The sequence below is a fragment of the Leisingera sp. ANG-M1 genome, assembly GCF_000813745.1.
In the GTDB taxonomy this organism is placed as follows: Bacteria; Pseudomonadota; Alphaproteobacteria; order Rhodobacterales; family Rhodobacteraceae; genus Leisingera.
In genome coordinates, this window is sequence record NZ_JWLC01000008.1 from 19,602 (window position 1) to 46,113 (window position 26,512).

A 26,512-nucleotide genomic window follows, 5' to 3' on the forward strand; every position below is an offset into this window, starting at 1 on the left:
GGGCCTTTTGCTCCGGCGTTTTTTGTTCCATGTGAGGGACGTGCAGAAGCTGCAGGAGCCCATGGAACTCAAAGGCTTGAAAATAACCGTGATCGGCGCGGGCATCGGCGGGCTGACCGCAGCGCTGGCGCTGCGCCGCCTGGGCGCGTCGGTGACAGTGCTGGAACAGGCCGAGGCGATTTCCGAGGTGGGTGCGGGTCTGCAGATCACCCCCAATGGGGTGGCGGTGCTGAGAGCGCTGGGGCTGGCTGATGACCTGGCCTGGGGCTCGCAGCGCGCCCGTGCGGTGGTCCTGCGCGGCCACCGGCGCGGCAATGAAGTGCTGCGGCTTGATCTTGATGAATATGCTGCGGGCCTGAATTACTACTTTGTGCATCGGTCCGACCTGATCGGCATTCTGGCCGGCGCGGCCCGCCGCGACGGCGTGCAGGTGCGGCTGCTGCAAAAGGTGGAGAAGGTGGAGCCCGGCGCGCAACCGGTTGTGCACCTCAGCAACGGCGCCCAATGCGGCGGCGATCTGGTGATCGGCGCCGACGGGCTGCATTCCCGTACCCGCGCGGCGCTGAATGGCGAAGATAAGCCGTTTTTCACCGGCCAGGTGGCCTGGCGTGCGACCGTGCCCAACCATTTGAACCTGCCGCCCGAGGCGCAGGTGTTCATGGGGCCCGGCCGCCACCTGGTGGCCTATCCTCTGCGCGACGGCAGCTTGGTCAATCTGGTGGCGGTGCAGGAGCGCCGCGCCTGGGCAGAAGAGGGCTGGCATTTTAAAGACGATCCGGCGCATTTGCGTGCGGCTTTCTCCAGTTTCGGCGGCAGCGCTGCGGCTTTGCTGGAGGCCGTGGAAGATGTGCTGCTGTGGGGCCTGTTCCGCCATCCGGTGGCGGAGCGCTGGCATGGGGAAAACACGGCTGTGCTGGGGGATGCCGCGCATCCGACCCTGCCGTTCATGGCGCAGGGTGCCAACCTGGCTTTGGAGGATGCCTGGGTGCTGACCTGGTCCCTGCAAGAGGCTGCGGACATCGGGTCCGGGCTGGCGCTGTACCAATCCCGCCGCCGGGAGCGGGCAGGCAAGGTGGTGGATGCGGCAAGCCGCAATGCCTGGAAGTACCATCTGCGGGCGCCTCTCAGCTGGCCGGCGCATCAGGTTCTGAAGCTGGGCGGCCGGTATGCGCCGGGCAAGATGGTCAGCCAGTTCGACTGGATCTACCGTCACGACGTCACCGCCTGATCCGGACCGGAGCGCTCCCGCCCCGTTGCGGATCATCAGGATGATCCGAAAAGGTTGGGTCGTGCGCCGCGCTGGCACGCGGCGCGGGGCCGCCTGGCGGCGGCTGGGAAGGTCAGAGGTCCAGGTCTACCCAGACCGGGACATGATCCGAAGGCTTGTCGCGGCCGCGCACGTCCTTGTCGATCTGGCAGTCGCGCAGCAGATCGGCGGCCTGCGGCGTCAACAGGAAATGGTCGATGCGGATGCCGTCGTCGCGGTTCCAGGCGCCGGCCTGGTAATCCCAGAAGGAGTAATGCCCCGGACCCTGGTGGCGCGCCCGGAAAGCCTCGGTGAAGCCGAGATTGACGATCCGCTGAAACGCCGCCCGGCTTTCCGGCCGGTGCAGTGCGTCCTCACGCCAGGCCTCCGGGCGTTTGGCGTCCTCGGCCTGCGGAATGATGTTGTAGTCGCCGGCCATCAGCGCCGGCATCTCTTCGGCCATTAGCTCAGCCGCACGCGCCTGCAGCCGTTCCATCCAGGCCAGCTTATAGGCATATTTGCCGCCCGCCACCGGGCTGCCGTCGGCCTCCAGCTCCACCGGGTTGCCATTGGGCAGGTAAAGGCCGCAAATCCGGATCGCCTGCTTGCCCACCACCGTGGCCTCGATCCAGCGGGCCTGTTCGTCACTGTCATCTCCGGGCAGGCCGCGGCGCACGTCCTCCAGCGGCAGTTTTGACAGGATGGCCACCCCGTTGAAGCTTTTCTGGCCATGGGTTTCGACGTTGTAGCCGCGCTCCTCGAACAGTTCGCGCGGAAACGCCTCGTCCACCGATTTGATTTCCTGCAGCAGCGCGACGTCGGGCTGCGCCTCGTCCAGCCAATCCGGCAGCGCCTTTGCCCGGGCCTTGATGCCATTGATGTTGAATGTGGCGATTTTCATGGCTTGCCTCCGGCCCAGATTGCTGTATTCCGAGGCGATCTATCGCTGAATCAGCGCCGCGGAGCAAGCCCGATGCTGGCTATCCGAATCGCTTTTCCGCCACCAGATCTCCGGTGTTTTGCAGTTGTGAAAAACCGCTTGAGGTTGTTCTCATTTATTTTGCAAAAATATCCGTGTGAGTAACGCGGTGAATATTTTGTGGATTAATCAATTTAAATTAAATGCGGCAAAAAATAATAAGCAAAAGTTAAAGTGGTAATTTAAAAAAATACAATGAAAGATTGCAATTTTTATTTGCGCTGCGCGGGTGCCGTGCCAGCGTGAAGGAGCCTTTTGTCACTAACGAATGGGGTTCCAAAATGACTGCTCAGCGTAAAATCAAGGACTTCCACGCCAACCAGCCGGCCGCAGGCAGCAGCCTGTTTGAAGGCTGCGGGGCTGAAATGTTCTCTTCAGGGTCGGCGCCTGAATGCTCTGCCGGTCTCGCTGCCGGGGAGGGCGTGTCGCTGTTCTCATCCGGATCGATGCCGCAGGCGGCTGAAAGCTGGGCAGGCGGGGAGACCGGGCAGTTTTCCAGCGGTTCGGCGCCGGTTGCGCAGGCTGAAACGGCTGCCGGTGACTTGGCCGGGATGTTTTCGTCGGGCTCGGCACCGGCGGCCAGGGCTGATACCGGGGCGGGGGATCTGGTGCAGCTCTTTTCCTCCGGTTCGGCACCCGCTGCACAGGCTGAGGTTGCCACAGGCGGTCTGACAGAGATGTTCTCCTCCGGTTCTGCCCCGGCTGTGCAGGCGGATACCGCTGCCGGCGGCCTGACGGAAATGTTCTCTTCGGGATCAGCACCTGCGGCGGCAGCGGAGGCAGGGACCGGCGACGGCACCCATCTTTTCTCTTCGGGCTCCGCTCCCGCCGCCGAAGCACGCGTCGGCACCGGCGATGCCACACGGCTGTTTTCCTCGGGCAGCTAAACCGGCCCTCTGAATTGGCTGGAGCCGGCGGCAGTTTCGCCGGCTCCGGTCCTGGCGGCTCTGCAGCAGGGCCGCGGCCGCGCCGTCTTCATCTGCATGAGGTTCCCATGCCCCAGATCATCCCGTTTTTCTCTTCCGCATCCAAACAGTCCCGCGCTTGTGCGCTGCAAGCGCTGATTGCCAGTTTTGCTTTGCACCGGCGGACACAGGAGGACGTTTTCTGGCTCAAGGAAAATGCGGAACTGTTGAATATTCTCGAATGCACGGGGGCGGATCTGCCCGGCGGCGCCTTGGAGCCGCTGCTGCCGTTTTACGAAGGGGCGGCGCGCCATATCAGTTTCTTCCGCCAGTACTACCGCTTCATTCTGTCGATCTGCCTGGACCTGGAAGACCTTGGGATGCCTGGCCAGACAGGCAGCCGGATTGCGGAGTGGGTAGCGCAGCAAGGCCTGGCTCAGGCTGAACTGTCGGACCTGCAGCGCGCTGAGGCCCGCAGGCTGCTGGCGCGGCGCGGTGTGCTGCTGCGGGATGAAGGGCTGGATGATCGGCTGCGCAGCTTTATCTCCCGCCCGCAAACCTTTGCAGTCCCGAACAAAAAGGCGGCTTACGAACTGACCCACATCGTCTTTTACCTGTCCGAGTACGGCCGCCGCGACCCTGCGCTGCCAGAGGCCGCAGAGGCCAGTCTTGAATTTGCCGGGCTGGTGGCTTTCCTCGACCAGAATGCAGACCTGCTGGCGGAGATCTGCATTGCGCTGCGCTTTGCCGGTGTGCTGCCGCCTGCGGAATGGGAGGCATGGCTTGATCGGCAAGTTTCCGCCTATATGCTCGCTAAGGATGAATTTTATGGACTTCATGATGCTTATCACGAGTATTTTGTGGTCAACTGGCTCATGCTGCTGTCTGGGCGCAAGGCCTTCCGGCAGCCGGTTCCCTTAGGGGGCTTGCATGTGTCGGCCTTGCAGGGAGGAAGCATTTTGAGGAGCCTGTCTGAAGCCGTATTTGATGCCGGATCCGCCCGGGCCAGCTGGAGCGCGGTCAAGGCACAGGCCGAAACCCTGCTGAGCGACGAAGAAAACGTGGTTCTGGCAGCCGCTGAACGCAGCTGCGCGCGTTTCGCCGGCTTTTTCGAAGGTTTTGCCCGCGCAGGCAGCGCTGGAGCAGCATGATGCCGGGCGGGCGCAATCAGGTTCTGGCCGGTGCGCTTTTGGTGGTGGCCTATACTGGGCTGATTGCTTCCGCCGATGGGATCACAAAGCTGCTGGCCGGGACTTATGCGGCTGCTCAGCTCTATGCGCTTTCGGGGGCGATGGTGGCTGGTTTCTGCCTTCTGGCGGACCGCTTGCCCCGGATGCGCCAGGGCTTTCGTACCAGCTGTCCACAGGCAATGGCGCTTAGGTCGCTGGCAACTTTGCTGGCGGCCGTTTGTTTTTTCTACGCATTCCGCCTGCTTCCCTTTGCGGAAGTGTTCATCTTCATCGGGCTGATGCCGCTGCTGGCCGGAGCAATGTCCGGATTGGTGCTGAAGGAACCGGTACGCCCGGCAGCCTGGGCGGCGCTTGGCGCTGGTTTCGCTGGTGTACTGTTCCTGTTTCCGGGCGGGATTTCCGAGGCGTCCCTCGGGGATCTGGTTGCGCTCGGGGCCGCGGTGTCGGGTACTTTTTCCATGACTATGGCACGGTTTATCGGCCGTTATGAAAGCAACTCCCTGGCGCAGGTGTTTTATCCGAACCTGACTTTGTGCCTGGCGATGCTGCTGATGCTTCCTTTTGTCTGGATGCCGATGCCTATGGCTGATGTGGCATGGGCTGCGGCCTATGCGCTGCTATTGTTCGGCGCACGCTGGCTGCTGGTGGTGGCGCTGCGTCTGCTGGCCTCATATGCGGTCACGCCGCTGATGAATCTGCAGTTCATCTGGATGTCGCTGATCGGCGCGGTGGTGTTTGGCGAGTTCCCGCCAGCAACAACCTACATCGGCGGCGGCATTGTGATTGCCTCCAGCCTGTATCTGGTTTGGGACCAGTTTGCCCCGTCCTTGCCTGCCCTGCGCCGCCCAGGCCGTCTGCGGACCGATCCGTAACCGGCTTCGCCGGTGCGAAGGCGCAATGGAATTGTGCAATAACTCCAGCTCGGAATAGATGTGAATTCCTTACGTTTGCCGCGCTGGAAAACGTGCAGGCCGTGCAGCAGGCAGCTGGACTAGATCGAAAACGAGGTGCCGCAGCCGCAGCTGGAGGTGGCGTTGGGGTTTTCGATGGTGAAGCGGGCGCCGATCAGCTCTTCGGTGAAATCGATCACCGCATTTTCCAGGAAGGGCAGGGAGACGCTGTCCACCACCACTTTTTCACCCTGGCCTTCTAGCACCAGATCGTCCGGTTTCGGATCGTCCAGCGCGATTTCATACTGAAAGCCCGAGCAGCCGCCGCCTTCGACTGCTACGCGCAACGCCTGGCCCTGATCCGCGGCACCGATCTCGGCCAGCCGGGCAAAGGCACGCTCGGTCACTTTCGGGGGCAGTTGCATGGCGTTTCTCCACAGGCTCATGTTGCAGCGCAAAGCATTATATAGAAAGGTGCAATTCAGGCGGCAAGATGTGGAGCCACTGCTTTGGTTAAAAGATTTGAGATGCATGCGCCTTATGCCACGATGCCGGACCGCAGCCGCGGGCGGCAAGTGCCGGAGGAGGAGAGCTCCTTCCGCTCGCCATACCAGCGCGACCGCGACCGGATCATCCATGCCAGCGCCTTCCGGCGGCTGAAGCACAAAACCCAGGTTTTTGTGGAGCATGAGGGCGACAATTACCGCACCCGGCTGACCCATTCGATCGAAGTCGGACAGGTGGGCCGGACGATCGCCGGGGCACTGGGTCTGAACCAGGAGCTGACCGAGGCGGTGGCGCTGGCCCATGATCTGGGCCACACGCCGTTCGGCCACACTGGCGAGGACGCCCTTCACGCGCTGATGGAGCCCTATGGCGGCTTTGACCACAACGCTCAGGCGATCCGCATCGTCACCCGGCTGGAACGTCATTACGCTGAATTCGACGGCTTGAACCTCACCTGGGAAACCCTTGAAGCCATTGCCAAACACAATGGCCCGGTGATTGAGGAGCTTCCCTGGGCCTTGGCCGAATGCAACGCAGCGGTGGATCTGGAATTGCACACCCATGCCAGCGCCGAGGCGCAGGTGGCAGCGCTGTCGGATGACATTGCCTACAACAACCACGATCTGCATGACGGGCTGCGCGCAGGCCTGTTTGCCGACAGCGACATCGCCCGGCTGCCGCTGATCGGGCCCTGCTACGCGGAGGTTGACCGCCTTTATCCCGGCCTCGATGCGAACCGCCGCCGCCACGAGGCGCTGCGCCGGTTTTTCGGGGTGATGGTGGGGGATGTGATCGACACTGCCCGTGATCTGCTGGCAGAGGCCGGGGTGCAGTCGGTCGAAGAAGTTCGTGCGCTGGGGCGGCCAGTGGTGAAATTCTCCGACCCGCTTTGGACCGACTTGAAGGAGATCCGCGCTTTCCTCTTCACCCGCATGTACCGTGCGCCTGCGGTGATGGAGAAGCGCACCAAAGTGGCCAAGGTGGTCGAGGCGCTGTTCCCATATTTCCTTGATAACCCGTTGGAAATGCCGGAGCGCTGGCATGCCGAGATCGCGGCCGCCACGGACCGCACAGTGCTGGCGCGGATTGTTTCGGACTACATCGCCGGCATGACCGACCGTTTTGCCTTGCAGCTGCATGAGCGGCTGATCGGGAAGAAGGTCGAGGTTTGAGGCCTGTGTGGTTCCGGAGGGAGTGCTTGGAAAAGGGGGAAGAGGGGGCAGGCAGCAGGTGTGATTCTGCAAATGGGGGAATTGGCCGTAAGCCGTGCTATCATCTGGCCCTATGACGCAGGCAGGCATCGGCGTTAAGGCGCGGGGAGGATACCAAGGGGAAAGCCATGGCACGCTGGACCGTTACATTCACAGACAAGCCTGAGATGGACCGGGTGCGCGGCGACAAAAAACGCCGCGAGGCGCATATCGCCTTTGTACGGTCGCGGCCTGAGCTTCAGATCGGCGGCGCGCTGGCGATGCGGCCGATGCAGGACTTTCCCGGTGCGATCTGGAATGTGGAAGCGGAGACCCGGCAGGACGTGGAGCGGCTGATCCTGCAGGATCCCTATTACGTCGCCTCCTTGCGGAGCTACAAAATCACCGAATGGGGCACCGCCTCGGCCATCCAGGGAATGCTGTCATGAATGCCCCTCAGGGAACCCGCAAATCCGCAACCGCGCTGACCCGCTGGGCAGTGATGTTCCGCGATGCCCCCGCGATGATGGATGTCCGGGCCGACAAAGCGCGGCGCGATGCCCATGTGGCCTATGTGCAGGATCATCCCGAACTCCGGATCGGCGGCGGGCTGAAACCGGATCCCGAGGGAGATTTCTGCGGGGCGCTGTGGATTGTCGAGGCCGAGGACCGGATAGAGGTGGAGCATCTGATCCACGGCGATCCGTTTTATGTGCCCGCCTTCCGTTCCTACGAGATTTTCACCTGGGGCAAGATCCTGGAAGACCAGACTGCGGTTCTGTGAGGCATATGCCGCGCTAGCGGCGTTTTGATGGGGCGAAGTGCTGGCCGGTCAATAGAATTCCCCGGCGTGCTGCACCTAGCGCCGGGGCTGCCCCTGCAATCCTGTTGACCCTGCCTGCGGGCCTAGGTATCCGCAGTCCTGAACATATGGGACGCCAGATATGAACCTCTTTACCGATATCCGCTCGCTTGTGATTGACAGCCTGACCGCCATGACCGGCGAAGGCGTGCTGCCCGAGGGGCTCGACTTTGCCAATGTCGCTGTGGAGCCGCCGCGCGATGCCGCCCATGGCGACATGGCGACCAATGCGGCGATGGTGCTGGCCAAGCCTGCCAGGATGAAGCCGCGCGACATTGCTGAAGCGCTGGCCGCGAAACTGGCTGCTGATGAGCGGATCACCTCGGCTGAGGTCGCAGGCCCGGGCTTCCTGAATCTGCGGCTGGCGCCGGGCATCTGGCAGGGGGTTCTGAAATCGGTCCTGGACGCAGGCACGGATTTCGGCCGCTCCGCCATGGGCGACGGCAAGCGGGTGAACGTGGAATATGTCTCCGCCAACCCGACCGGCCCGCTCCATGTGGGCCACACCCGCGGTGCGGTCTTCGGCGACGCGCTGGCGTCGCTGCTGGCCTATGCCGGCTATGACGTCACCCGCGAATACTACATCAACGACGGCGGCGGCCAGGTCGACGTGCTGGCGCGCTCGGTCTACCTGCGCTACCTTGAGGCGCACGGCCAGGAGATCGCCTTTGCCGACGGCACCTATCCCGGCGACTATCTGGTTCCCGTGGGGCAGGCACTGAAGGAAAAGGTGGGCGACGCTTATCTGGACCAGCCCGAAGATGTCTGGCTGGCCGACGTGCGTCTGTTCTCCACCGATGCAATGATGGAGCTGATCCGCGAGGATCTGGCCCAGCTGGGCATTGAGATGGATGTGTTCTACTCGGAGAAATCCCTCTACGGCACCGGCAAGATCGAAGCCTCCCTGGCCGCGCTGGAAGCCAAGGGGCTGATCTACCAGGGCGTGCTGGAGCCGCCGAAGGGCAAAAAGCCCGACGATTGGGAGCCGCGCGAGCAGACCCTGTTCAAATCCACTGACCACGGCGACGATGTCGACCGGGCGGTGAAGAAATCCGATGGCTCCTGGACCTATTTCGCACCGGACATCGCTTATCACTATGACAAGGTGGAGCGCGGCTTTGATGAGCTGATCGACATCTTCGGTGCCGACCATGGCGGCTATGTCAAGCGGATGAAGGCGGCGGTATCGGCGTTGTCCGACGGCAAGGTGCCGCTCGACATCAAGCTCTGCCAGCTGGTGAAGCTGTTCAAGGACGGCCAGGAATTCAAGATGTCCAAGCGGGCAGGGACCTTTGTCACCCTGCGCGACGTGGTCGATGCGGTGGGCGCAGATGTGACCCGCTTCATGCTGCTCACCCGCAAGAATGACCAGGGTTTCGACTTCGACCTCGACAAGGCACTGGAGCAGTCCAAGGACAACCCGGTGTTCTATGTGCAATACGCCAATGCCCGGATCTGCTCGACCCTGCGCAAGGCGCATGAGCAGGGGATTGCCGCGGATGACGCCACCCTTGCAGCTGCCGATCTGGGACTGATCGCAGACCCGGCGCAGCTGGCGGTGGCCAAGAAGCTGGCCGAATGGCCGCGCCAGGTGGAAATCGCCGCCCGTACCCATGAACCGCACCGGGTGGCCTTCTATCTCTACGATCTCGCCTCCGAGCTGCACGGGCTCTACCACCTCGGCAAATCGAACGAAGGTTTACGATTTGTTAACGAGAGCAGCCAATCGGCAACACATGCGAATTTGGCGCTGGCCAAGGCCGTTTCCGTTGTCATTTCTGCAGGTCTTGGTATTCTTGGCGTCAAACCGGCAGAAGAGATGCGATAACCGGAGGCGGTGCCAGCTCCCGCAGGGGGCAGGGGTCGCTTTACCAGCATAAATCGCGCATTCCGCCGGACTGAGGCAGTTCAAGAGACCTGGGTACAGCGCCGAATCCTGGCGCTGCCAATCCGGGCAGTGAGGCGGAAATGGCGTATTTTGCGCAGGCGGGCCAGGGGCACGCCTATACTGGCGGCAATGGTCAGGAACAGGGCTCTGCTGCGGAACAGCCCTACGGTCAGCAGCATTCCGGCCAAACCTATGGCGGCCAGCATTACACCGGGCCGGGAGCTGAACCGGCCTATGGCTATGAAAATCCCGCTTACGGCTATCAGTCTGAGGGCCAGAGCCATGAGGATCAGGGCTACGGAGCCTATACTGCTGCTCCGGCAAGCCTGAAGGCGCGGTTCTCCAAGTCCCTGAGCCTGCTGGGCGCGGCGGCTTCGGTAGCACTGGTCGCAGGTGTTGGTTTCTGGGGCTATAAGCTGGTGATGCGCGATGTCAGCGGTGTGCCGGTGGTGCGCGCGGCCGAAGGGCCGATGCGCGAGCAGCCCGCCAACCCGGGCGGTACCCAGGCCGACCACCAGGGGCTGGCGGTGAACGCAGTTGCCGCAAAAGGCAGCGCCGAAGCGCCTGCCGACCGGCTGACCCTGGCGCCCGCCGCCATCGAATTGACGGACGATGACAAGCCGCTGCCGCAGCTGGCGGCGGAATCGGCCCCGGCAGAGCTGCCCGCGGCGCCGGCCGAGCCTGCGGCCCCCGCAGCAGCAGGGATCAGCGAAGAGGCCGTGGCCTCTTTCCAGAACGGCGATATCGATGCGCTGGTGGCGGAACTGGCGCGCGAGGCTGAGGAAGTGTCCGCTGCGGTGCCGGTCTCCGCACCCGCACCTGCGATCGTGCAGCCCGAGCCGCTGCAGCCGGTGATTTCGGCTGCGGCCGTCTCTCCGGCGCTGCTGAATGCACCCGGGGTGCGGGTCTCGCTGCGGCCATCAGCCCGGCCCGCACGGTTCAGCCCTGCTCCGGCCGCAGCCGCACCGGCAGCATCTGCGGCAACCGTGGATGTGGATCCGGCAACCCTTGCGGCAGGTACCCGCCTGGCGCAGCTTGGCGCCTATGAGAGCCCGGAGGTGGCGCGCGCCGAATGGGACCGTATCCAAGCCCGCTTCCCCGACTATCTTGGCAGCAAGCAGCGGGTGATCCAGCGCGCGGAAAGCGGCGGCCGCACCTTTTACCGGCTGCGCGCCATGGGCTTTGCCGGCCTGTCGGACGCCCGCCGCTTCTGCTCGGCGCTGGTGGCTGGCAATGCCGACTGCATTCCGGTAACCACCCGGTAACAGAACCGCGTGCAGACTTTCGCATTGCCCGGCGGCAACGCCGGGCCGCGCCGCCCCGTCCCCCGCGGGGGCAGGCGCCGGCCGGTCCGCAAGGCATCCGGGGGCGCGAACAGCAGGGAGCCAGCATGACCTACGGAGCCACCATTCTCGACGCCGAAGGGCTGCGCCTGACGGCCGATGAAAAGGCGTTTTTCCGCGATGCCGACCCGTTTGGCTTCATCCTGTTTGCCCGCAATCTGGACGACGTTGAGCAGATCCAGGCGCTTTGCGGCGATTTCCGCGAGGCTGTGGGCCGAAATTGCCCCATTACCATAGACCAGGAAGGGGGCAGGGTGCAGCGCCTGCTGGCGCCTTTGGCGCGGGAATGGCGCCCGCCGCTGGACCATGTCCAGCTGGCTGGCGAAGATGCGGTGCGCGCGATGTATCTGCGCTACCGGCTGATCGCCCACGAATTGCGCACCTTGGGGATCGACAGTAACTGTGCACCGATTGCCGATGTGGCTTGTGCCGAAACCCACCCATTTCTGAAGAACCGCTGCTACGGCACCAGTGCCGAGGTGGTGGCCCGCATTGCCCGCGCCGTGGCCACGGCGCATCTGGACGGCGGCGTGCTGCCGGTGCTGAAGCATATCCCTGGCCACGGCCGCGCCACCGCTGACAGCCACCTGGACCTGCCGCATGTGGCCACCGACCCTGTGACGCTGGAGCAGAACGATTTTGCCGCTTTTCAGGCTCTGAACGATCTTCCGCTGGGGATGACTGCGCATCTGGTCTATGAGGCCTATGACGACCGTCCCGCCACCACCTCGCCGGTCATGATGCGGCTGATCCGCGAGCGTATCGGCTTTGACGGGCTGATCATGACCGATGACATTTCGATGAAGGCGATGGAAGGCTCGCTGGAGGACAACGCCCGCGCCTCGATTGCGGCGGGCTGCGATGTGGTCCTCTTGTGCAATGCCACACTGCAAGAGCGCATCAGTGTGGCGGATGCCGCAGGTACAATGACAGAGGCAGCGCAGACCCGCGCAGACCGCGCTTTGGCGGCACGCACACAGCCCGCTCCCCTTGACATTCTGGGCGCTGAAAGAGAACTTGCCGGCCTCATGGGCGGGCAGGTGTATGGCTGAGCAGACACTTTTTTCGGAAGCGGATTCAACGGTAGAGCAGCGGCTGGCGGCCGAGGCTTTGATCGTGGACGTGGACGGCTTCGAAGGCCCGCTTGACCTGCTGCTGACGCTGTCGCGCACCCAGAAAGTGGACCTACGCAAGATCTCGGTGCTTGAGCTGGCCAAGCAGTATTTGACCTTTGTCGAAAAGGCCAAGGAGCTGCGGATCGAGCTGGCCGCGGACTACCTGGTGATGGCCGCTTGGCTCGCCTTCCTGAAATCGCGCCTGCTGCTGCCGCCGGACCCGGAGGAAGAGGGTCCCTCGGGCGAGGAACTGGCCGCGCATCTGGCGTTCCAGCTGGAGCGCCTGCAGGCGATGCGCGACGCCTCTGCGCGGCTGATGGCGCGCGACCGGCTGGGCCGCGATTTCTTTGCCCGCGGCGAGGTTGAGACCGTCGCCCGGATCAAGACCGTTACCTATACCGCCAACCTGCTGGACCTGATGCAGGCCTATGCCCGAATCCGCACCAAGGATGATTTCCGCCCCTTCGTGATGGACCGCGACTCGGTTTTCACCATGGAGGAGGCGCTGGACCGGATGCGCCACCTCTTGGGCTTTACCGGCGATTGGACCGACCTGATCAGCTATCTGCCCGATGGCTGGCACAGCGACCCCGTGAAGCGCCGCTCGGCGACCGCGGCGACCTTTGCCGCCTCGCTGCAGCTGGTCAAGGAAGGCAAGCTTGAACTGCGCCAGAGCGAAACATTTGCGCCCATTCAGCTGCGCAGCCTCGACGAGGACCATTGATGGAAGACCAGATCATGGACGGCCATAACACATCGGGGCGGAACACCTCGGGCCGGACCGAAAACGACACCCTGTTCGACGCGCCGCCGATGGCGGAGCAGGAACGCATGGTCGAAGCGGTGCTGTTTGCCAGCGCCGAGCCGGTGACCCTGCGCGATCTGGAAGGCCGCCTGCCGCCGGGATGCAACCCGCGCGAGGCGCTGGAACATCTGCGCAAGCGCTACGAGGGGCGCGGCGTGCGTGTCGTGCGTCTGGGCGATGCCTGGGCGATCCGCACCGCGCCGGACCTTGGATTTCTGATGCAGAAGGAAACCACCGAGCTGCGCAAGCTCAGCCGCGCCGCGATCGAGACCCTGGCCATTGTCGCCTACCACCAGCCGGTGACCCGCACTGAGATCGAAGAGATCCGCGGTGTTTCGGTCTCGCGCGGCACCATCGACCAGCTGATGGAGATGGACTGGATCCGCCTGGGCCGCCGCCGGATGACGCCAGGCCGCCCGGTGACCTTTGTGGTGACGCCGGATTTCCTCGACCACTTCGGACTGGAAAGCGCCCGCGACTTGCCGGGCCTCAAGGAGCTGCGCGCCGCGGGCCTCTTGGAGAACCGGCCGCCGCCGGGCGCCTTGCCGATGGGGCAAGGCGATGACGACGGGGACGAGCCGGAGGAACAGGCGGAACTCTTCGAGGAGTGATGCCCTTTCGCCGCGGTGCGCTCTCATTACAGCAATGTGACCGCGGCTTTCCGGTGCCGGGCGTGTGATGCGCCCCGGAATTGTCTTAATCTCGGTTTAACATACCGGGGATACCGGGCAGGCAGCAGACGGGGCTGAGACAATGAACATCAACTGGGTCATCAACATGGTGCTGCGCAAGCTGGTCAGCCGCGCAGTCAATGCCGGTGTGAATGCCGGCATCAATGCGGTGGCCAAACGCGGCAAGCGTCCGGAGCAGGGAAGCGCGCCTGTTCAGCACGCAGGACGCTCGCGCATCCCTTCGGTCAAGCCGGGGCGCCGTCAGGGCTGACCGGCTTGCGGCGCAGCGACAGGGCTTCAGCTGCTGCGCCAAGCGCCAGGAGCGCTGAAAGCGCCAGGCACCCGGCCAGCCCCCATCCCGCGAACAGCAGGCTGCCGGTAAAGGGCGCTGCAAAGACGCACAGATAGGTCACGGTGCTGTAGAGCCCCATGATGGCGCCGCGCTGGGACGGATCCAAAGCGGTCAGCCGCGCCACCAGCAGGTTGAGGCCAAGATGCTGGAACACGCCCCAGACCAGGGCGGCGCCCAGCAGCAGTGCAAAATATGGTGCCGCAACCGCCAGCAGCACATAGCTGGCAGCAATGATCAAAAGAACCGGCGCCGTCGCGCGTGCCAGCCCCAGCCGGTCCAAGAGTGGGTCCAGCAGCACCGCGAGCCCGAAGCCGATGCCGTACAGCAGCGGCAGCAGCCCGGCCTGGGTGGTGGTCAATCCCAGCGCCTGGGTGATATGGGCACCGGTGAAGAAATAGCTGCCGTAAAACCCCATCATCAGCAGGGCCGCCGACAGCAGCCCGCGGAATATCCCCGGCACCCGCAGCGCTGTCAGCGGCGAGGTTGCCCTGCCGCTGGGGCTGCCCGCCCCGCGCAGGGATACAGCCGCGCCCCACAGGAGCAGTGCAATGCCCGCCAGCGCCCCGTAGACGGCCCGCCAGCCCGCCAGGTCGGTGGCCCAGGCGCTCACACTCACCCCCAGCACCATCGACACTGTCCAGCCCGACAGGACCAAACCCAGCACCCGCGCTTCACGGCCCTTGGGGGCAATCACCATAGCCAGCGTGTAGATCGAGGGCAGGGCGGCGCCTGCAGCCAGGCCGCAGACGGCCTGTGCTGCCATTAGTGTCCAGGTATCCGGGGCCAAAGCGCTCGCCATCAGCCCGGCCGCCAGGAGCAGCATCGCCGCCCGCATCAGCCGCCCGGCGCCGAAGCGGTCCCCAAGCGGCGCCAATAGCAGCGCTGCTGCCGCGACTCCCAGCCCATAGGCGCTGGCCGCGCGCATCACCTCTGCGGTGGTGGCGTTCAGCGTTTCGCTCACCGCCGTCACCACCGGCGACAGCAGCAGGGAGTTCGCGCCAATCACGCCAATCGCGCTCATCAGGATCAAAATCGGAGTTCGCATGGGTTTACCTTGAAGTTTGTTCAGGTAAATTTGCTATGTGCTGAATGGTGTTCTGTGAAGGGTGGGCGGAGATGGCCAAGAAAGAAACAGATGAGGTTCGGAAAAGCGGCGCGTCTGCCCGGGTGCTGGACGCCTTGGACCGAAGAATATTAGGCGCGCTCAGCAGTGATGCGACACTCTCCTATGCCGCCATCGGGCGGGAGGTCGGCCTGTCAGCTCCTGCTGTGCACGAGCGGGTGAAGCGGCTGCGCGCCTCCGGCGCGATTGAGGCCACGGTTGCCCGGCTTGATGGCGCCGCGGTGGGAAAGCCTCTGCTGGCTTTCATCCATGTGGAGACTGAAGGCTGGGGGGTGACCACTGATCTGCTGGCGCTGCAGCAGATGCCCGAGCTGGAGGAAATCCACAGCGCCGCCGGAGACGCCAATCTGATTCTCAAAGTCCGCGTGGCTTCGCCCAAGGCCCTGGAGGGCTTGCTGGCGCGGGTCTATGACGTCGGCTGCGTCCGCGGCACCCGCACCCATATGGTGCTCTCCACCCATCTGGACAGGCCGGTGCAGGCCGGGACAACCGGGGAACTATCCGGCGGCGGGCCGGTGAAGTAGCCGCCCGGCCGAAGGCCCGGCAGCGCACGCCCGCCGCTAACGGGGCGGGTGCCGCACTCCGTTCCGGGCGCTCAGCCCGGCGTTTTGAAATGTTTTGACAGCTTCAGCCCCTGGCCCTGGTAGTTCGAGGCAATGCCCGCGCCATATAGCTGTTCCGGCACCTCGGCCATTTTCTCATAGACCAAGCGCCCCACCACCTGGCCGTGCTCCAGCACAAACGGCGCTTCGTGGCAGCGTACTTCCAGCACCCCGCGCGAGCCGGAGCCGCCAGCAGCATCATGCCCGAACCCAGGATCAAAGAACCCTGCATAATGGACCCGGAATTCGCCCACCATTGCCAGATACGGCGCCATTTCGGCGGCGAAAGCGGGCGGGATATGCACGGCCTCGCGGCTCACCAGGATGTAGAAGGCGCCGGGGTCCAGGATGATGCGGCCATCGCTGGTGCGCACCTCTTCCCAGTATTCCTGCGGGTCGTATTCCCCGATCCGGTCCAGATCGATCACACCGGTATGCGGCTTGGCGCGGTAGCCCACCAGGTCGGTGCCTGGCAGGCGCAGGTCGACAGAAAAGCCCAAACCGTCCTCGATCACCGCTTCGCCATCCACCAGCGGCGTGCCTGCGTGCAGCATCTTCAGCTCGGCATCGCTGAGCACCGCCTGGCCGGTGCGGAAGCGGATCTGGTTCAGCCGCATGCCCGGACGTACCAGCACCGAAAACGACCGCGGGCAGATCTCGGCATAAAGCGGGCCGGTATAGCCCGGCTTGATGCGGTCGAATTCCTCGCCGCCGTCAGTGATGGTGCGGGTCAGAAGGTCCAGCCGCCCGGTGGAGCTTTTGGCATTTGCCGCCGCTGACACGTCTTTCGGCAGGGCCAGGCTTTCCATCAGCGGCACCACATAGACGCAGCCTTTTTCGAGCACCGCCCCATCGGTAAGGTCAATCCGGTGCATCTCAAACTCGCTCAGGCGGTCCGAGACGCTGCTGCCCTGGCCGGCCAGGAAGGACGCGCGCACCCGGTAAGCGACATGCCCCAGCCGAAGATCAAGACTGGCGGGCTGGACCTGTCCCTCCACCAATGGCGCGCTGACGGTGATCTCACCGCAATCGAGCATCTTTTCAATGGTTTGGCTGGGCAAAACGCCTGTCATCTTCTGTCCCCCTCCACGCCGGTTCCCGCGGCGATGCTGGCCTATCGGGATATCTTGCGCAATCGGCAAAACGGTTCCCGGACACGAAAACGCCCGGGTGATGAACACCCGGGCGTTTTCATATGGTCGGGCTAGCAGGACTCGAACCTGCGACCTTCCGTCCCCCAGACGGACGCGCTACCAGGCTGCGCCATAGCCCGTTGCAGAGCCTTCTAACTGTTTTCGCGGCAGGAGCAAGAGGGCGCAGCAAGATTTTTTGCAGCAACTAGCAGAAATCCTGCCATCCGAAGCGGTTACGGAGACAATCCCCATTTGCCTCCGCTTGGAGGCACGGGAAAACACTTGGCAATAAAGTGGTGTCCGGACCGGAATTCGTGCTGAATTCCGGTCCGATTGCTCAAGCTTCAGGTGCAGCCAAAGCCCGCAGCTCTTCGGCGCAGGCTGAGATTTCGGCCAATGAATGCAGCGGCAGGCTGCGCAGCACCGCTAGGTGCGCAAGAACCCCGGGCTGTACCGGTGCGGGCCCGGCCGGCGCCTCTACGGGGGCTGCTGCGGGTTCCAGATCTTCAGGGCTTTCTGTTGCGGCCTCTCCGGCGGGCTCCGGAGCCTCGCCGTTCTTGAAACCTGAGGCAAATTCCAGCGCGTCCACCTGACGGGCGGCCTCATCCAGATCATGCGGCGGGAATGGGGCAGGGCCGCCGGTGTCCGGTTCAGGCTCTGTCTCCGGCAGTTCGGACGGGCCGCTTGCCAACGGATCGGCGGCTGCGGTGCCAAAGTCCATCGGCTCCTCAGGCTGTAACCCAGCAGCGGCCACCAGAGTGTCCTCCGCCGGGGGCAGGTCCGCCGCTGTATCCGGTTCCGCTTCTAAAACCGGTTCGGGTGTCAGATCTTCCGCAAGCGCTGTCTCTTCGTCGGCTGCCATCTCGGCTGCCGCTGCTGTTTCGGCGCCAGCCAGCGGTTCGGCGGTGGTGACCGGGTCTGTCTCCGGTTCTGCTTCTGCCGCAGGTTCGAACTCCGCAGCGGGCTCGAAGGCTGCGGCAGATTCGGTCTCCGCAAGCGGATCCGTGCCTGCAGCTTGCTCCAGTTCGGCAGGCATCTCAGCCAGGGCCGCCGGTTCAGCAATGGCTTCCGGTTCCGGCACTGCATCCGGATCTGATTCAGTATCGGATTCAGAATCGGACCCGAATTCCGCGGATGGCATCAGAGGCTCAGGCTCAGCCAGGGCTTCCTCTTCGGAGGCTCCCGCCTCAGACGGGGAAAACTGATCGGCAGCAGCCTCCGCAGCAGGTTCTGCCGGAGAATCCGCCCAGACCGGGGCCGGCGGCTCTGCTGCCGCGGCTTCCGGGTGTTCGGACGCCGCAGAAGCAGGCGCAAGTTCGGCTTCGGCAACAGGGGTTTCGGGGGCTGCCGGCGATTCGTCCGCCACAGCAGGGGCTTCGGGATGGCCAGCGGCAACCGTGTCAGGCGCGGGCTGCCCGGGTTCAGGAGCTTCGCCCTGAAGCTGTTCCGCACCGCCGGATGGAGCCGGAGGGTTCAGGTCCATCCGCATTTGCGGCTCTTCCGCTGCCGGTTTGGGATCCGCGGCTGCAGCGGACTGCTGCGGGAAGCCGACGACATTGTCAGCGCGGGAAGCGCCGTTTCCGGCCTGCAGAAAGGCTTGGTCCTGTTCGGTTTCATCCTGCACCAGATCCAGCGAGCTTTGCCAGTCGTCGCCGAGCTTGTCCGCCGGGGGCACCTTGACTGCAGGCTCTTCGGCAACGGCATCCAGCGGGTGCGAGAATTCCGCGACATGAGCCGCGCCATGCTCGCGCAGCATCGCCTGCACGTCCTTGATCGGCAGCCCGTCGTCGTGCAGCAGCTTTTTGATACCGCCCAGCAGCTGCATATCCGCGGGCCGGTAATAGCGCCGCCCGCCGGCGCGCTTCACAGGCTTGACCTGGGTGAATTTGCTCTCCCAGAAGCGCAGAACATGCGCCTGCACGCCCAGCCACTCCGCAACTTCACTAATGGTGCGGAAGGCGTCCGGTGATTTTGACATGGCTCAGTAGGTCCCGTTTACTTACGGTTGCCGTCTGCCACGCGGTCTTTCATCAGGTGGGAGGGCCGGAAGGTCAGCACGCGGCGCGGCTGGATCGGCACTTCTTCGCCGGTTTTCGGGTTGCGCCCGACCCTGGCTGACTTGTCCCTTACGCTGAAGGTGCCGAACGAGGAGATTTTCACCTGTTCACCGCGCACCAGGGCATCCGACATATGCTGCAGCATGCTTTCCACCAGCTGAGCGCTTTCATTGCGCGACAGGCCGACTTCCCGGAAAACTGCTTCACTCAAATCCATTCTCGTCAGTGTTTTTTCGCCCATACCAATCCCCGTTGTTTGCCAAAGCATAGGGCGCGGGGAAATTCCCTGTCAATATCAATGAATTGCGCGGGGGAATTCGGGCGGAGATTTGGGCGCAGGGTTACCAGCGCACCACAACAGCGCCCCATGCGAGACCGCCGCCGATGGCTTCGGTCACGATCAGGTCGCCTTCTTTGATCTGGCCGCGCGCCTTGCCGACCGACAGGGCCAGCGGAATGGAGGCAGCGGAGGTGTTGCCGTGATCCTGCACGGTTACCACCACGTTGTCCATGCTCAGGCCCATTTTCTTGGCGGTGCCTTGAATGATCCGGATGTTGGCCTGATGCGGCACGATCCAGTCGACATCGCCGGCGCTGAGGCCTGCGCGGTCCAGCGCGGTATTCGCGGTGGAGGCGAGTTTCTCGACTGCGTGGCGGAACACCTGGTTGCCTTGCATGCGCAGATGGCCGGTCGAATTGGTCGACACGCCGCCGTCGACATACAGCAGATCCTTGTAGCGGCCGTCCGAATTCAGATCGGTCGACAGAATCCCGCGGTCCTTGTTGGTGCCAGGCATTTCCTGCGCTTCCAGCAGCAGCGCTCCGGCGCCGTCGCCGAACAGCACGCAGGTGGTGCGGTCGGTCCAATCCATGATCCGGCTGAACGTCTCGGCGCCGATCACCAGCACCCGCTCGGCCTGGCCCGAAGCGATCAGCGCGTTGGCGTTGCTGAGCGCATAGACAAAGCCTGCGCAGACCGCCTGCACGTCAAAGGCAAAGCCCTTGGTCATGCCCAGCTTGGCCTGCACCATGGTGGCTGCGGAAGGGAAGGTAAGATCGGCGGTGGAGGTCGCCACAACGATGGCGTCCACATCATCAGCCGTCAGCCCTGCATCCGCCAAAGCGCCTTCAGCAGCCTTGGCGGCCATGTCTGATGTGGTCTCTCCCTCGGCGGCGAAATGGCGGCGTTCGATGCCTGAGCGGGTGCGGATCCATTCATCCGTCGTATCCAGCTCGGGCATGGCTTCGAATTCCGCGTTTTCAACAACCCGTTCGGGGAGATAATGGCCAGTGCCAACAACTACCGCGCGTCGCGTCATCCGGTGCCTGCCTTGCTTTAGTCTTTTTCAGTGGCCGTCCGCAGTTCGCGGGAGGCGTTCTCATCTTGGGGAGCCGCGCCGGCAGATGCAACCCGCGCAGCCAGTTTTTCGGCAAAACCATGCTGGGCCAGCCGGAAAGCGAGCTTTACTGCTGCTGAAATGCCGGTGGCATCGGCGCCGCCGTGGGATTTCACCACTGTGCCGTTGAGGCCCAGGAACACGCCGCCGTTCACCCGCCGCGGGTCCATGCGTTTTGACAGCCGTTTCAACGAGGTAACGGCCAGCAGCGCGGCGATCTTTGACAGGAAGGAGTACTGGAACGCCTCACGCAAAGCGGTGCGCATCAGGCTGGCAGTGCCTTCGCCGGTCTTGATCGCAACGTTACCGGTGAAACCGTCAGTCACGATCACATCTGCGATATCGCCGGGAATATCGCTGCCTTCAACAAAGCCGACAAAGTCGAAGTTAGACTTCGCGGCATTGTCTGAAATCAGCCCAAAGGCCTCTTTCAGCTCAGCCCGGCCTTTGTGCTCCTCGGTGCCGACGTTCAGCAGTCCGACCCGGGGGCGGGTGATGTCCATCGAATTGCGCACATAGGAGGTGCCCATCAGGGCGTATTGCAGCAAGTCCTCGGCATCCGCTTTCACATCGGCGCCGACATCCAGCATCACGTTGAAGCCCTGCGGGTTGAGCGAGGGCCACAGGATGGCAATGGCGGGCCGGTTGACGCCCGGCAGCTTGCGCAGCCGCAGCATCGACAGCGCCATCAGCGCGCCGGTATTGCCGCAGGAGACCGCGCCGCCGGCTTCGCCGTTCTTGACGGCGTCCAGCGCGGACCACATCGAGGTGCCCTTGCCGTTGCGCATCACCTGGGAGGGTTTGTCCTCCATGGTGACCACATCGCGCACGTCGCGAATCTCGACGCGGCCTTCCAGGACACGCTTTTTTGCGACCAGCGGCTTCAACTGCTCGGCAGGGCCGTGCAGGATGAATCCGATGTCCGGGTTCTTTTCGGCAGACATGGCAATGCCGGCCACTACAACAGCAGGGCCGGCGTCTCCGCCCATGGCGTCAACAGAAATAGTGATGCGGCCGGCTTCTGCCTGATTTTGATCGGGTTTACCCGTCATGCGAAAGCCTGCCTGGCATCAGGATCCTGTCCGTGGCTTACGCCGCGTCCTCATCGATCTCGATCTCGTCTGCAGCCGCGACGATTTCTTTATCGTCGTAGTGGCCGCAGGAGGGGCACACGTGGTGCGGGCGCTTCAGCTCGCCGCAGTTGCCGCATTCGTTGGGGTTCGCAGCAACCAGTGCATCGTGCGCGCGGCGGTTGTTGCGGCGCGATTTGGATACTTTGTTCTGTTGGACGGCCATGTCTCAACCTTTGTCTGTTTGGGGCCTTGGGGCCATCCCCGCGGCTGGATTGCATTCGTGTTCGCTCGGTCTGACGTGCGTTTAGGCGCCTGCCCAAACATTGTCCAACCAAAAATTCCGATGAGCGCGCGAAAATACTGCGAATCTCCGGCGGCGCAAGGCGTTTTTTAAGGCAGCGTGGCGCCGCAGGCCAGATGCAATTTCCGCATGTGCGAAAAAACCGGTTTACTGCTCATCTTTCAACTGGCCGCGCAATGCCGCGAGGCCCGCAAAGGGGCGCGCATCCTCATCCCGCATCGGTGCCACGCCGGGTTCAGCGTAAACCGCTTCACCCAGCTCGGCGCCGTCTTTGCGCGGGTAGGCGGGCAGATGCAGTGCCAGTGCTTCAACCATCACCGCGCCCGGGTCGATGTGAGTGCCAAGCGCCTCGGTGCTGTCGTCTTCGGGCATTTCCACTTCACTGCCTTCCGGTGTTTCAAAGTTTGCCAGAAAGGTCAGGGCTACTTTTTCGTCGATCCGGGTGGTCACCGGTTCCAGCGTCACCACGCAGTCCTGTACTACGGTAGCGCCCAGTTCGCCGGTCAGCTGCCAATCGCGTTTGCCGCGGGCCTTGATCTCGCCATTGAAGCGAAGCTTGCGCAGGGCGTTCAGCCCTAGTTCCGCCGCAAGCGCGGCCAGTTCCTCCTTGTCAGGGGCAATTTCAAAGGCGGTCGGGCTGTTTTGCGGCAAATCCGCAACCCGCAAGGCTGTGCTCTCAGACATGTTAGGGAACTTTCGTTTCTTGAACCGGAAGCGGTCATTAGGTAATCGGGTTCAAAGACGTATTCAAGCCGCACATTGCGGCGGCAGACTGGGGGGCAGTCATGTTTGCAAAGCGGTTTCATTCCAAGGCCATTCTGCGAGGTGCGGTATTTGCAGTTGCCGGGCTGGCGCTGGCGGCCTGCTCTTCGACCTATCGCAAGCACGGGTATGTGCCTACGCCGGACCAGCTGGCGGAAGTGGTGCCCGGGATCGACACGCGGGATTCGGTGGCCGAGAGCATTGGTATCCCTTCCTCGACCGGGGTGCTGAACGAAAGCGGCTACTACTATGTGGCCACACGTTTCCGTCACTATGGTGCCACTGCGCCCAAGCCGGTGGCGCGGGATCTGGTTGCAATCAGCTTTGATGCTCAGGGCGTGGTGCAGGGGATCGAGCGCTTCAGCCTTGAAGACGGCAAGGTGGTGCCTTTGGAGCGCCGGGTGACCAGTTCCGGCGTACAAGACAATACCTTCCTGCGTCAGCTGCTGGGCAACCTTGGCAACTTTGGCCCGGGCCAGTTCCTCGACAATCAGTAAGCCGCTTCGCCGGGCCGTCGCAGCGCCGTTGCTAGGGGGGATCCGGAATACGGGGAGACCGCCATGGCGCTGCCGGACATCTTGTTGAGCAAGGGGCGCTACCGCGCCCGCCTTGCCGCAGGCGCGCAGGATTTGGCTGAAGCCCAGAAGCTGCGCAGCCTCTGTTTCCGCACTGAAGCTCCTGATTGCGACGCATTTGACGCAGCCTGCAGCCATGTGCTGGTTGAGGACACCGTCAGCGGCACCCTGGTTTGCTGCTTCCGGCTTTTGCTGCTGGAGGGCGGCGGCGGTCTCGAGGGCAGCTATTCAGCTCAGTTCTACGACTTGAGCGGCTTGCAGGCGTTTCAGGGCCGGATGGCAGAGATGGGCCGGTTTTGCATCCGCCCGGACCGCAGCGATCCCGACATCCTGCGCATTGCCTGGGGCGCACTGACGGCCATGGTTGATGCCCGCGGGGTGCAGCTGCTGTTTGGCTGCTCGTCTTTTGCGGGCACCTCGGCCGAGGTCTATGTGGACGCGTTTGCGATGCTCAGGGATCAGTACCTGGCCCCCAAGCGCTGGCTGCCGCGGGTGAGGGCGCCCGATGTGGTCCGTTTTGGGGCTCTGCAGCGGCGCAAGCCGGATGCGAAGAAGGCAATGCAGCAGATGCCGCCGCTGTTGCGGACTTATCTGCTGATGGGCGGCTGGGTCAGTGATCATGCAGTGGTCGACACCCATATGGACACCCTGCATGTGTTCACCGGGCTGGAGATCGGTGCGATTCCCCCGGCACGCAAACGCCTGCTGCGGGCGGTAGCCGGCGGGAAATGAGTATTTTCGGCAAGATGAAAAGGGAGCGTTGACGCGTTTCTGCTGCCGGGGTAGCTGGCTGGCATGGCACGTATTCCTCTTTTGCAGATGTCCGGTATCTCGCTGACCTTCGGCGGCAACCCGGTTTTCGCGGATCTTGAACTGGTGGTGCAGCCCGGTGACCGGGTGGCGCTGGTGGGCCGGAACGGCTCAGGAAAATCCACCCTTATGAAGGTGATGGCAGGGCTTGTCGAAGCGGATCAGGGTTCGATTGTTGTGCCGCCGGGCAAGTCGGTGGGTTACATGGAGCAGGACGCGAAGATGGAAGGCTTTGCCACGCTGGGCGATTTTGCCTCCAGCGGGCTGGAGCCGGGGGAGCTGTACAAGGTTGAGCGCGCGGGCGAAGGGCTGAAGTTTGACCCCGCACGCCCCGTAGAGACCGCGTCCGGCGGCGAGCGGAGGCGGGCGGCGCTGGCCAAGCTGATGGCTGAGGCACCGGATCTGATGCTGCTGGACGAGCCGACCAACCACCTGGATATCGAAGCGATCACCTGGCTGGAAAATGAGCTGAAGGCCACCCGCGCGGCTTTTGTGCTGATCTCGCACGACCGGGCGTTTCTGCGGGCGCTGACCCGGGCAACGCTGTGGGTCGACCGCGGTGAGGTGCGTCGGCAGGAAAAAGGGTTTGAGCATTTCGAGGCCTGGCGCGACAAGGTCTGGGACGAGGAAGACCAGCAGCGCCACAAGCTGAACCGGCTGATCAAGTCGGAAAGCCGCTGGGCGGTGGAAGGCATCTCGGCCCGGCGCAAGCGCAACATGGGCCGGGTGCGGGCGCTGCAGGATCTGAAGGCGGAGCGTTCCGCGCAGATCAAGCGCCAGGGCACGGCTGAGATGGCGCTGGAGGCGGGGCCGAAATCGGGCCGCAAGGTGATCGAGGCGGAGGGGCTGGATAAGGCGTTCAGCGGCAAGCCGATTGTGCAGAACTTCTCACTGAAGGTGCAGCGCGGCGACCGGGTGGCCTTTGTCGGCCCCAATGGCGCGGGCAAGACAACGCTGCTGAAGATGCTGCTGGGCATGGAAGACCCGGATGCCGGCGCGGTGAAGCTGGGCACCAACCTGGAGATTGCGCTGTTCGACCAGACCCGCGATCAGCTGGATGGCGATTCGACCTTGTGGGAGAATCTGACCGCGGATCCGCTGTTGGGGATTTCCGGCAAGGCGGATCAGGTGATGGTGCGCGGCCAGCCAAAGCACGTGGTGGGCTACCTCAAGGAATTCCTGTTCGACGAACGCCAGGCGCGCGCGCCGGTGCGGTCCTTGTCGGGTGGCGAGAAGGCGCGGCTCTTGCTAGCGCGGCTGATGGCGCGGTCCTCGAATCTGCTGGTGCTCGATGAACCCACCAACGATTTGGATGTAGAGACACTGGACCTCTTGCAGGAGCTGCTGGACAATTACGACGGCACCGTGCTCTTGGTGAGCCACGACCGGGATTTCCTGGACCGGGTGGCGACCACGACAATTGCGATGGAAGGCAACGGCAAGGCCACCGCTTATGCCGGCGGATGGAGCGACTACATCGCGCAGCGCGGGCCGCTGGAAACTGCGGCCAAGCCCGAGAAGGTGAAGCCTGCCAAGCCGAAAGCAAAGCAGGAGGCCCAGCCGAAGGATGGTCTGAGCTTCAAGGAGAAGCACCGGCTGGAGGCACTGCCTGCCGAGATCGAGCGGCTGGAAGCCGAGATCGGCAAGCTGCAGGAGCTGATGGCGGATCCTGAGCTGTTCACCCGCGAGCCGGTCAAGTTCAAGAAGGCGACAGAAGCACTGGTGGAACGGCAGGAGAAGCTGGCGGCGGCCGAAGAGGAATGGCTGGAGCTGGAGGAAAAGGCTGGCGGCTGAAGCCGTCTTGCAAATAGGGCAGCCAGGCTGACCAAATGTTTCGCACGCGAAACATTTGGTCAAAGATATTGCCGTAAATATTTGTAAGTTATCAGGAAAACCTAACTGAAGGTAACCGCGCAGTGCGCTGGTGCCAGCGCCGGCTTACCGGTCCGGGAGGCGGGCTGGATTGCCGGTTACGGTTGCTCCGGCTGGAACGTCTTTGGTCACCACAGCGCCTGCTCCGACGATGGCACCGTCGCCGATAGTGACGCCGGGCATCAGGATGGCAGCGCCGCCGATCCAGACATCCTGGCCCAGGGTGACAGGATAGGCGATTTCCAGTCCCCGAGCCCGCAGTGCCCTGTCCTTGTGGTGCTGCGCGCAGTAGATCTGCACATTCGGACCCAGCATGCTGCCGTCACCGATGGTGACAGATGCCGTGTCGAGAATTGTGCAGCCCGCGTTCAGATAGACGTTGCGGCCGAGGCGGATGTTGATGCCGTAAGCGCAGTGGAAAGGCGCCTCGACCATGCAGTTTCCACCGTGGGCGGCAAAGAGAGCCGCCAGGGCAGGGCTGAGGTTTTCCGCCGGGTCAGGAGGCGCCATATTGTGCTGGTGCACCGCAACCCGCGCCTGGTGGCGCAACGCTGCCAGTTCGCTGTCAAGGCAACAGTACCATTCGCCTGCCTGCATTTTCTGCCGTTCGGTTTTGGTCATCGGGGCCTCCTGGTCAGGAGTGAAGGGATGGCTGGCGGGATTGTCAATTGCCAGGAACTCCCGCGCCCGCAGGCGTCTTGGCTGCGCCAAGGCGCCTTTGTACGGCCTTGGGCCGGGCGCCGCTGCGCGGCGCTGAGGGATTGCTGAGAAGCGCTTCAGGGGCAGGTATGCCCTGAAGGCACTTGTCCGAGTGTGTGCTGCTGGTTGCGCGTCAAGGGTGAACCGTGCTGCGCACGGCGGCTG

Annotated in this window: 28 protein-coding genes and 1 tRNA gene; 17 read left to right on the top strand and 12 right to left on the bottom strand. The window is 63.5% G+C overall.

Translation table 11 applies throughout. The features are described from left to right. Positions 1–61: 61 nt before the first annotated feature. On the top strand, positions 62–1,228 hold the full coding sequence (locus RA19_RS06875) for an FAD-dependent monooxygenase (protein WP_039160927.1): 1,167 nt from the start codon (positions 62–64) through the stop codon (positions 1,226–1,228). Between the two features lie 112 nt (positions 1,229–1,340). Here RA19_RS06875 and xth read toward each other — a convergent pair whose 3' ends face one another. Next, the gene (gene xth / locus RA19_RS06880) at positions 1,341–2,147 is read right to left on the bottom strand and encodes an exodeoxyribonuclease III (protein ID WP_039160929.1); all 807 of its coding nucleotides are present in this window, start codon (positions 2,145–2,147) and stop codon (positions 1,341–1,343) included. 359 nt (positions 2,148–2,506) lie between these two features. Here xth and RA19_RS06885 point away from each other — a divergent pair, with 359 nt between their 5' ends. The 3 genes from RA19_RS06885 (at position 2,507) to RA19_RS06895 (ending at position 5,192) form a co-directional block, all read left to right on the top strand. Further along, positions 2,507–3,112: a DUF6749 family protein gene (locus RA19_RS06885; protein WP_039161624.1), complete on the top strand. Its 606-nt coding sequence runs from the start codon at positions 2,507–2,509 to the stop codon at positions 3,110–3,112. Between the two features lie 107 nt (positions 3,113–3,219). Continuing rightward, a complete protein-coding gene (locus RA19_RS06890; protein ID WP_039160931.1) occupies positions 3,220–4,281 on the top strand; it encodes a DUF6902 family protein in 1,062 nt (353 codons plus the stop codon). Next, positions 4,281–5,192 (top strand): DMT family transporter, encoded by a 912-nt coding sequence (locus tag RA19_RS06895; RefSeq protein ID WP_039160932.1) that lies wholly within the window; start codon positions 4,281–4,283, stop codon positions 5,190–5,192. The genes RA19_RS06890 and RA19_RS06895 overlap by 1 nt, the downstream gene beginning before the upstream one ends. Positions 5,193–5,311: 119 nt before the next feature. On the opposite strand, the gene RA19_RS06900 is transcribed toward RA19_RS06895, so the two are convergent. Continuing rightward, positions 5,312–5,635, bottom strand: coding sequence for a HesB/IscA family protein (locus RA19_RS06900; protein WP_039126111.1), 324 nt, complete (start codon positions 5,633–5,635; stop codon positions 5,312–5,314). A 102-nt stretch (positions 5,636–5,737) separates the two neighbouring features. On the opposite strand from RA19_RS06900, the gene RA19_RS06905 reads away from it, so the two are divergent. From RA19_RS06905 to RA19_RS06945, 9 genes are all read left to right on the top strand, one after another. After that, positions 5,738–6,889 (top strand): deoxyguanosinetriphosphate triphosphohydrolase, encoded by a 1,152-nt coding sequence (locus tag RA19_RS06905; protein WP_039160934.1) that lies wholly within the window; start codon positions 5,738–5,740, stop codon positions 6,887–6,889. 167 nt (positions 6,890–7,056) lie between these two features. Then, positions 7,057–7,356, top strand: coding sequence for a YciI family protein (locus RA19_RS06910; RefSeq protein ID WP_039160936.1), 300 nt, complete (start codon positions 7,057–7,059; stop codon positions 7,354–7,356). Further along, positions 7,353–7,691 (top strand): YciI family protein, encoded by a 339-nt coding sequence (locus RA19_RS06915; RefSeq protein WP_052261685.1) that lies wholly within the window; start codon positions 7,353–7,355, stop codon positions 7,689–7,691. Before RA19_RS06910 ends, RA19_RS06915 begins: the two co-directional genes overlap by 4 nt. 160 nt (positions 7,692–7,851) lie before the next feature. Next, the gene (argS, locus tag RA19_RS06920) at positions 7,852–9,597 is read left to right on the top strand and encodes an arginine--tRNA ligase (protein ID WP_039160938.1); all 1,746 of its coding nucleotides are present in this window, start codon (positions 7,852–7,854) and stop codon (positions 9,595–9,597) included. A 140-nt stretch (positions 9,598–9,737) separates the two neighbouring features. Then, positions 9,738–10,922: an SPOR domain-containing protein gene (locus RA19_RS06925; RefSeq protein ID WP_039160940.1), complete on the top strand. Its 1,185-nt coding sequence runs from the start codon at positions 9,738–9,740 to the stop codon at positions 10,920–10,922. A gap of 125 nt (positions 10,923–11,047) precedes the next feature. Next, positions 11,048–12,052 carry a beta-N-acetylhexosaminidase gene (gene nagZ, locus RA19_RS06930; RefSeq protein ID WP_039160943.1) on the top strand — a complete coding sequence of 335 codons (1,005 nt, stop codon included), beginning with the start codon at positions 11,048–11,050 and terminating at the stop codon, positions 12,050–12,052. After that, the gene (locus tag RA19_RS06935; RefSeq protein ID WP_039160946.1) at positions 12,045–12,839 is read left to right on the top strand and encodes a segregation and condensation protein A; all 795 of its coding nucleotides are present in this window, start codon (positions 12,045–12,047) and stop codon (positions 12,837–12,839) included. The genes nagZ and RA19_RS06935 overlap by 8 nt, the downstream gene beginning before the upstream one ends. Beyond that, positions 12,839–13,531 (top strand): SMC-Scp complex subunit ScpB, encoded by a 693-nt coding sequence (gene scpB, locus RA19_RS06940; protein WP_446720264.1) that lies wholly within the window; start codon positions 12,839–12,841, stop codon positions 13,529–13,531. The genes RA19_RS06935 and scpB overlap by 1 nt, the downstream gene beginning before the upstream one ends. A 142-nt stretch (positions 13,532–13,673) precedes the next feature. After that, positions 13,674–13,862, top strand: coding sequence for a hypothetical protein (locus tag RA19_RS06945; RefSeq protein ID WP_039160948.1), 189 nt, complete (start codon positions 13,674–13,676; stop codon positions 13,860–13,862). On the opposite strand, the gene RA19_RS06950 is transcribed toward RA19_RS06945, so the two are convergent. Beyond that, positions 13,837–14,988, bottom strand: coding sequence for an MFS transporter (locus tag RA19_RS06950; RefSeq protein WP_039160950.1), 1,152 nt, complete (start codon positions 14,986–14,988; stop codon positions 13,837–13,839). The two genes, RA19_RS06945 and RA19_RS06950, sit on opposite strands and share 26 nt — an antisense overlap. 71 nt (positions 14,989–15,059) lie before the next feature. Here RA19_RS06950 and RA19_RS06955 point away from each other — a divergent pair, with 71 nt between their 5' ends. Then, the gene (locus tag RA19_RS06955; RefSeq protein WP_039161632.1) at positions 15,060–15,590 is read left to right on the top strand and encodes an Lrp/AsnC family transcriptional regulator; all 531 of its coding nucleotides are present in this window, start codon (positions 15,060–15,062) and stop codon (positions 15,588–15,590) included. A 71-nt stretch (positions 15,591–15,661) separates the two neighbouring features. Here RA19_RS06955 and RA19_RS06960 read toward each other — a convergent pair whose 3' ends face one another. The 8 genes from RA19_RS06960 to RA19_RS06995 all read right to left on the bottom strand — a co-directional run bounded on the left by RA19_RS06960 (position 15,662) and on the right by RA19_RS06995 (position 22,313). Next, entirely contained in the window at positions 15,662–16,741 is a 1,080-nt protein-coding gene (locus RA19_RS06960; RefSeq protein ID WP_039160952.1) for a 2'-deoxycytidine 5'-triphosphate deaminase, read from the bottom strand. Positions 16,742–16,864: 123 nt separating this feature from the next. After that, positions 16,865–16,941, bottom strand: a tRNA-Pro gene (locus tag RA19_RS06965). Positions 16,942–17,138: 197 nt separating this feature from the next. Further along, positions 17,139–18,779 carry a MerR family transcriptional regulator gene (locus RA19_RS27355; protein WP_082020472.1) on the bottom strand — a complete coding sequence of 547 codons (1,641 nt, stop codon included), beginning with the start codon at positions 18,777–18,779 and terminating at the stop codon, positions 17,139–17,141. Positions 18,780–18,796: 17 nt separating this feature from the next. Then, on the bottom strand, positions 18,797–19,099 hold the full coding sequence (ihfA, locus tag RA19_RS06975; protein WP_008207184.1) for an integration host factor subunit alpha: 303 nt from the start codon (positions 19,097–19,099) through the stop codon (positions 18,797–18,799). Positions 19,100–19,199: 100 nt separating this feature from the next. After that, positions 19,200–20,177, bottom strand: coding sequence for a beta-ketoacyl-ACP synthase III (locus RA19_RS06980; protein WP_039160954.1), 978 nt, complete (start codon positions 20,175–20,177; stop codon positions 19,200–19,202). Between the two features lie 17 nt (positions 20,178–20,194). After that, positions 20,195–21,307: a phosphate acyltransferase PlsX gene (gene plsX, locus RA19_RS06985; RefSeq protein ID WP_039160956.1), complete on the bottom strand. Its 1,113-nt coding sequence runs from the start codon at positions 21,305–21,307 to the stop codon at positions 20,195–20,197. Positions 21,308–21,344: 37 nt separating this feature from the next. After that, positions 21,345–21,551 carry a 50S ribosomal protein L32 gene (rpmF, locus tag RA19_RS06990; protein WP_008558107.1) on the bottom strand — a complete coding sequence of 69 codons (207 nt, stop codon included), beginning with the start codon at positions 21,549–21,551 and terminating at the stop codon, positions 21,345–21,347. A gap of 225 nt (positions 21,552–21,776) precedes the next feature. Further along, a complete protein-coding gene (locus RA19_RS06995) occupies positions 21,777–22,313 on the bottom strand; it encodes a YceD family protein (RefSeq protein ID WP_039160958.1) in 537 nt (178 codons plus the stop codon). A 101-nt stretch (positions 22,314–22,414) separates the two neighbouring features. On the opposite strand from RA19_RS06995, the gene RA19_RS07000 reads away from it, so the two are divergent. The 3 genes from RA19_RS07000 (at position 22,415) to RA19_RS07010 (ending at position 25,570) form a co-directional block, all read left to right on the top strand. Next, complete coding sequence (locus RA19_RS07000; RefSeq protein WP_039160959.1) at positions 22,415–22,888, top strand: outer membrane protein assembly factor BamE; 474 nt, start codon at positions 22,415–22,417, stop codon at positions 22,886–22,888. A 63-nt stretch (positions 22,889–22,951) separates the two neighbouring features. Beyond that, positions 22,952–23,698: a GNAT family N-acetyltransferase gene (locus RA19_RS07005; RefSeq protein ID WP_039160961.1), complete on the top strand. Its 747-nt coding sequence runs from the start codon at positions 22,952–22,954 to the stop codon at positions 23,696–23,698. A gap of 63 nt (positions 23,699–23,761) precedes the next feature. Next, positions 23,762–25,570, top strand: coding sequence for an ABC-F family ATP-binding cassette domain-containing protein (locus tag RA19_RS07010; protein ID WP_039160964.1), 1,809 nt, complete (start codon positions 23,762–23,764; stop codon positions 25,568–25,570). Between the two features lie 144 nt (positions 25,571–25,714). Here the strand turns inward: RA19_RS07010 and RA19_RS07015 are convergent, their stop codons facing one another. Then, positions 25,715–26,269 (bottom strand): sugar O-acetyltransferase, encoded by a 555-nt coding sequence (locus tag RA19_RS07015; protein WP_039160966.1) that lies wholly within the window; start codon positions 26,267–26,269, stop codon positions 25,715–25,717. Between the last annotated feature and the right edge of the window lie 243 nt (positions 26,270–26,512).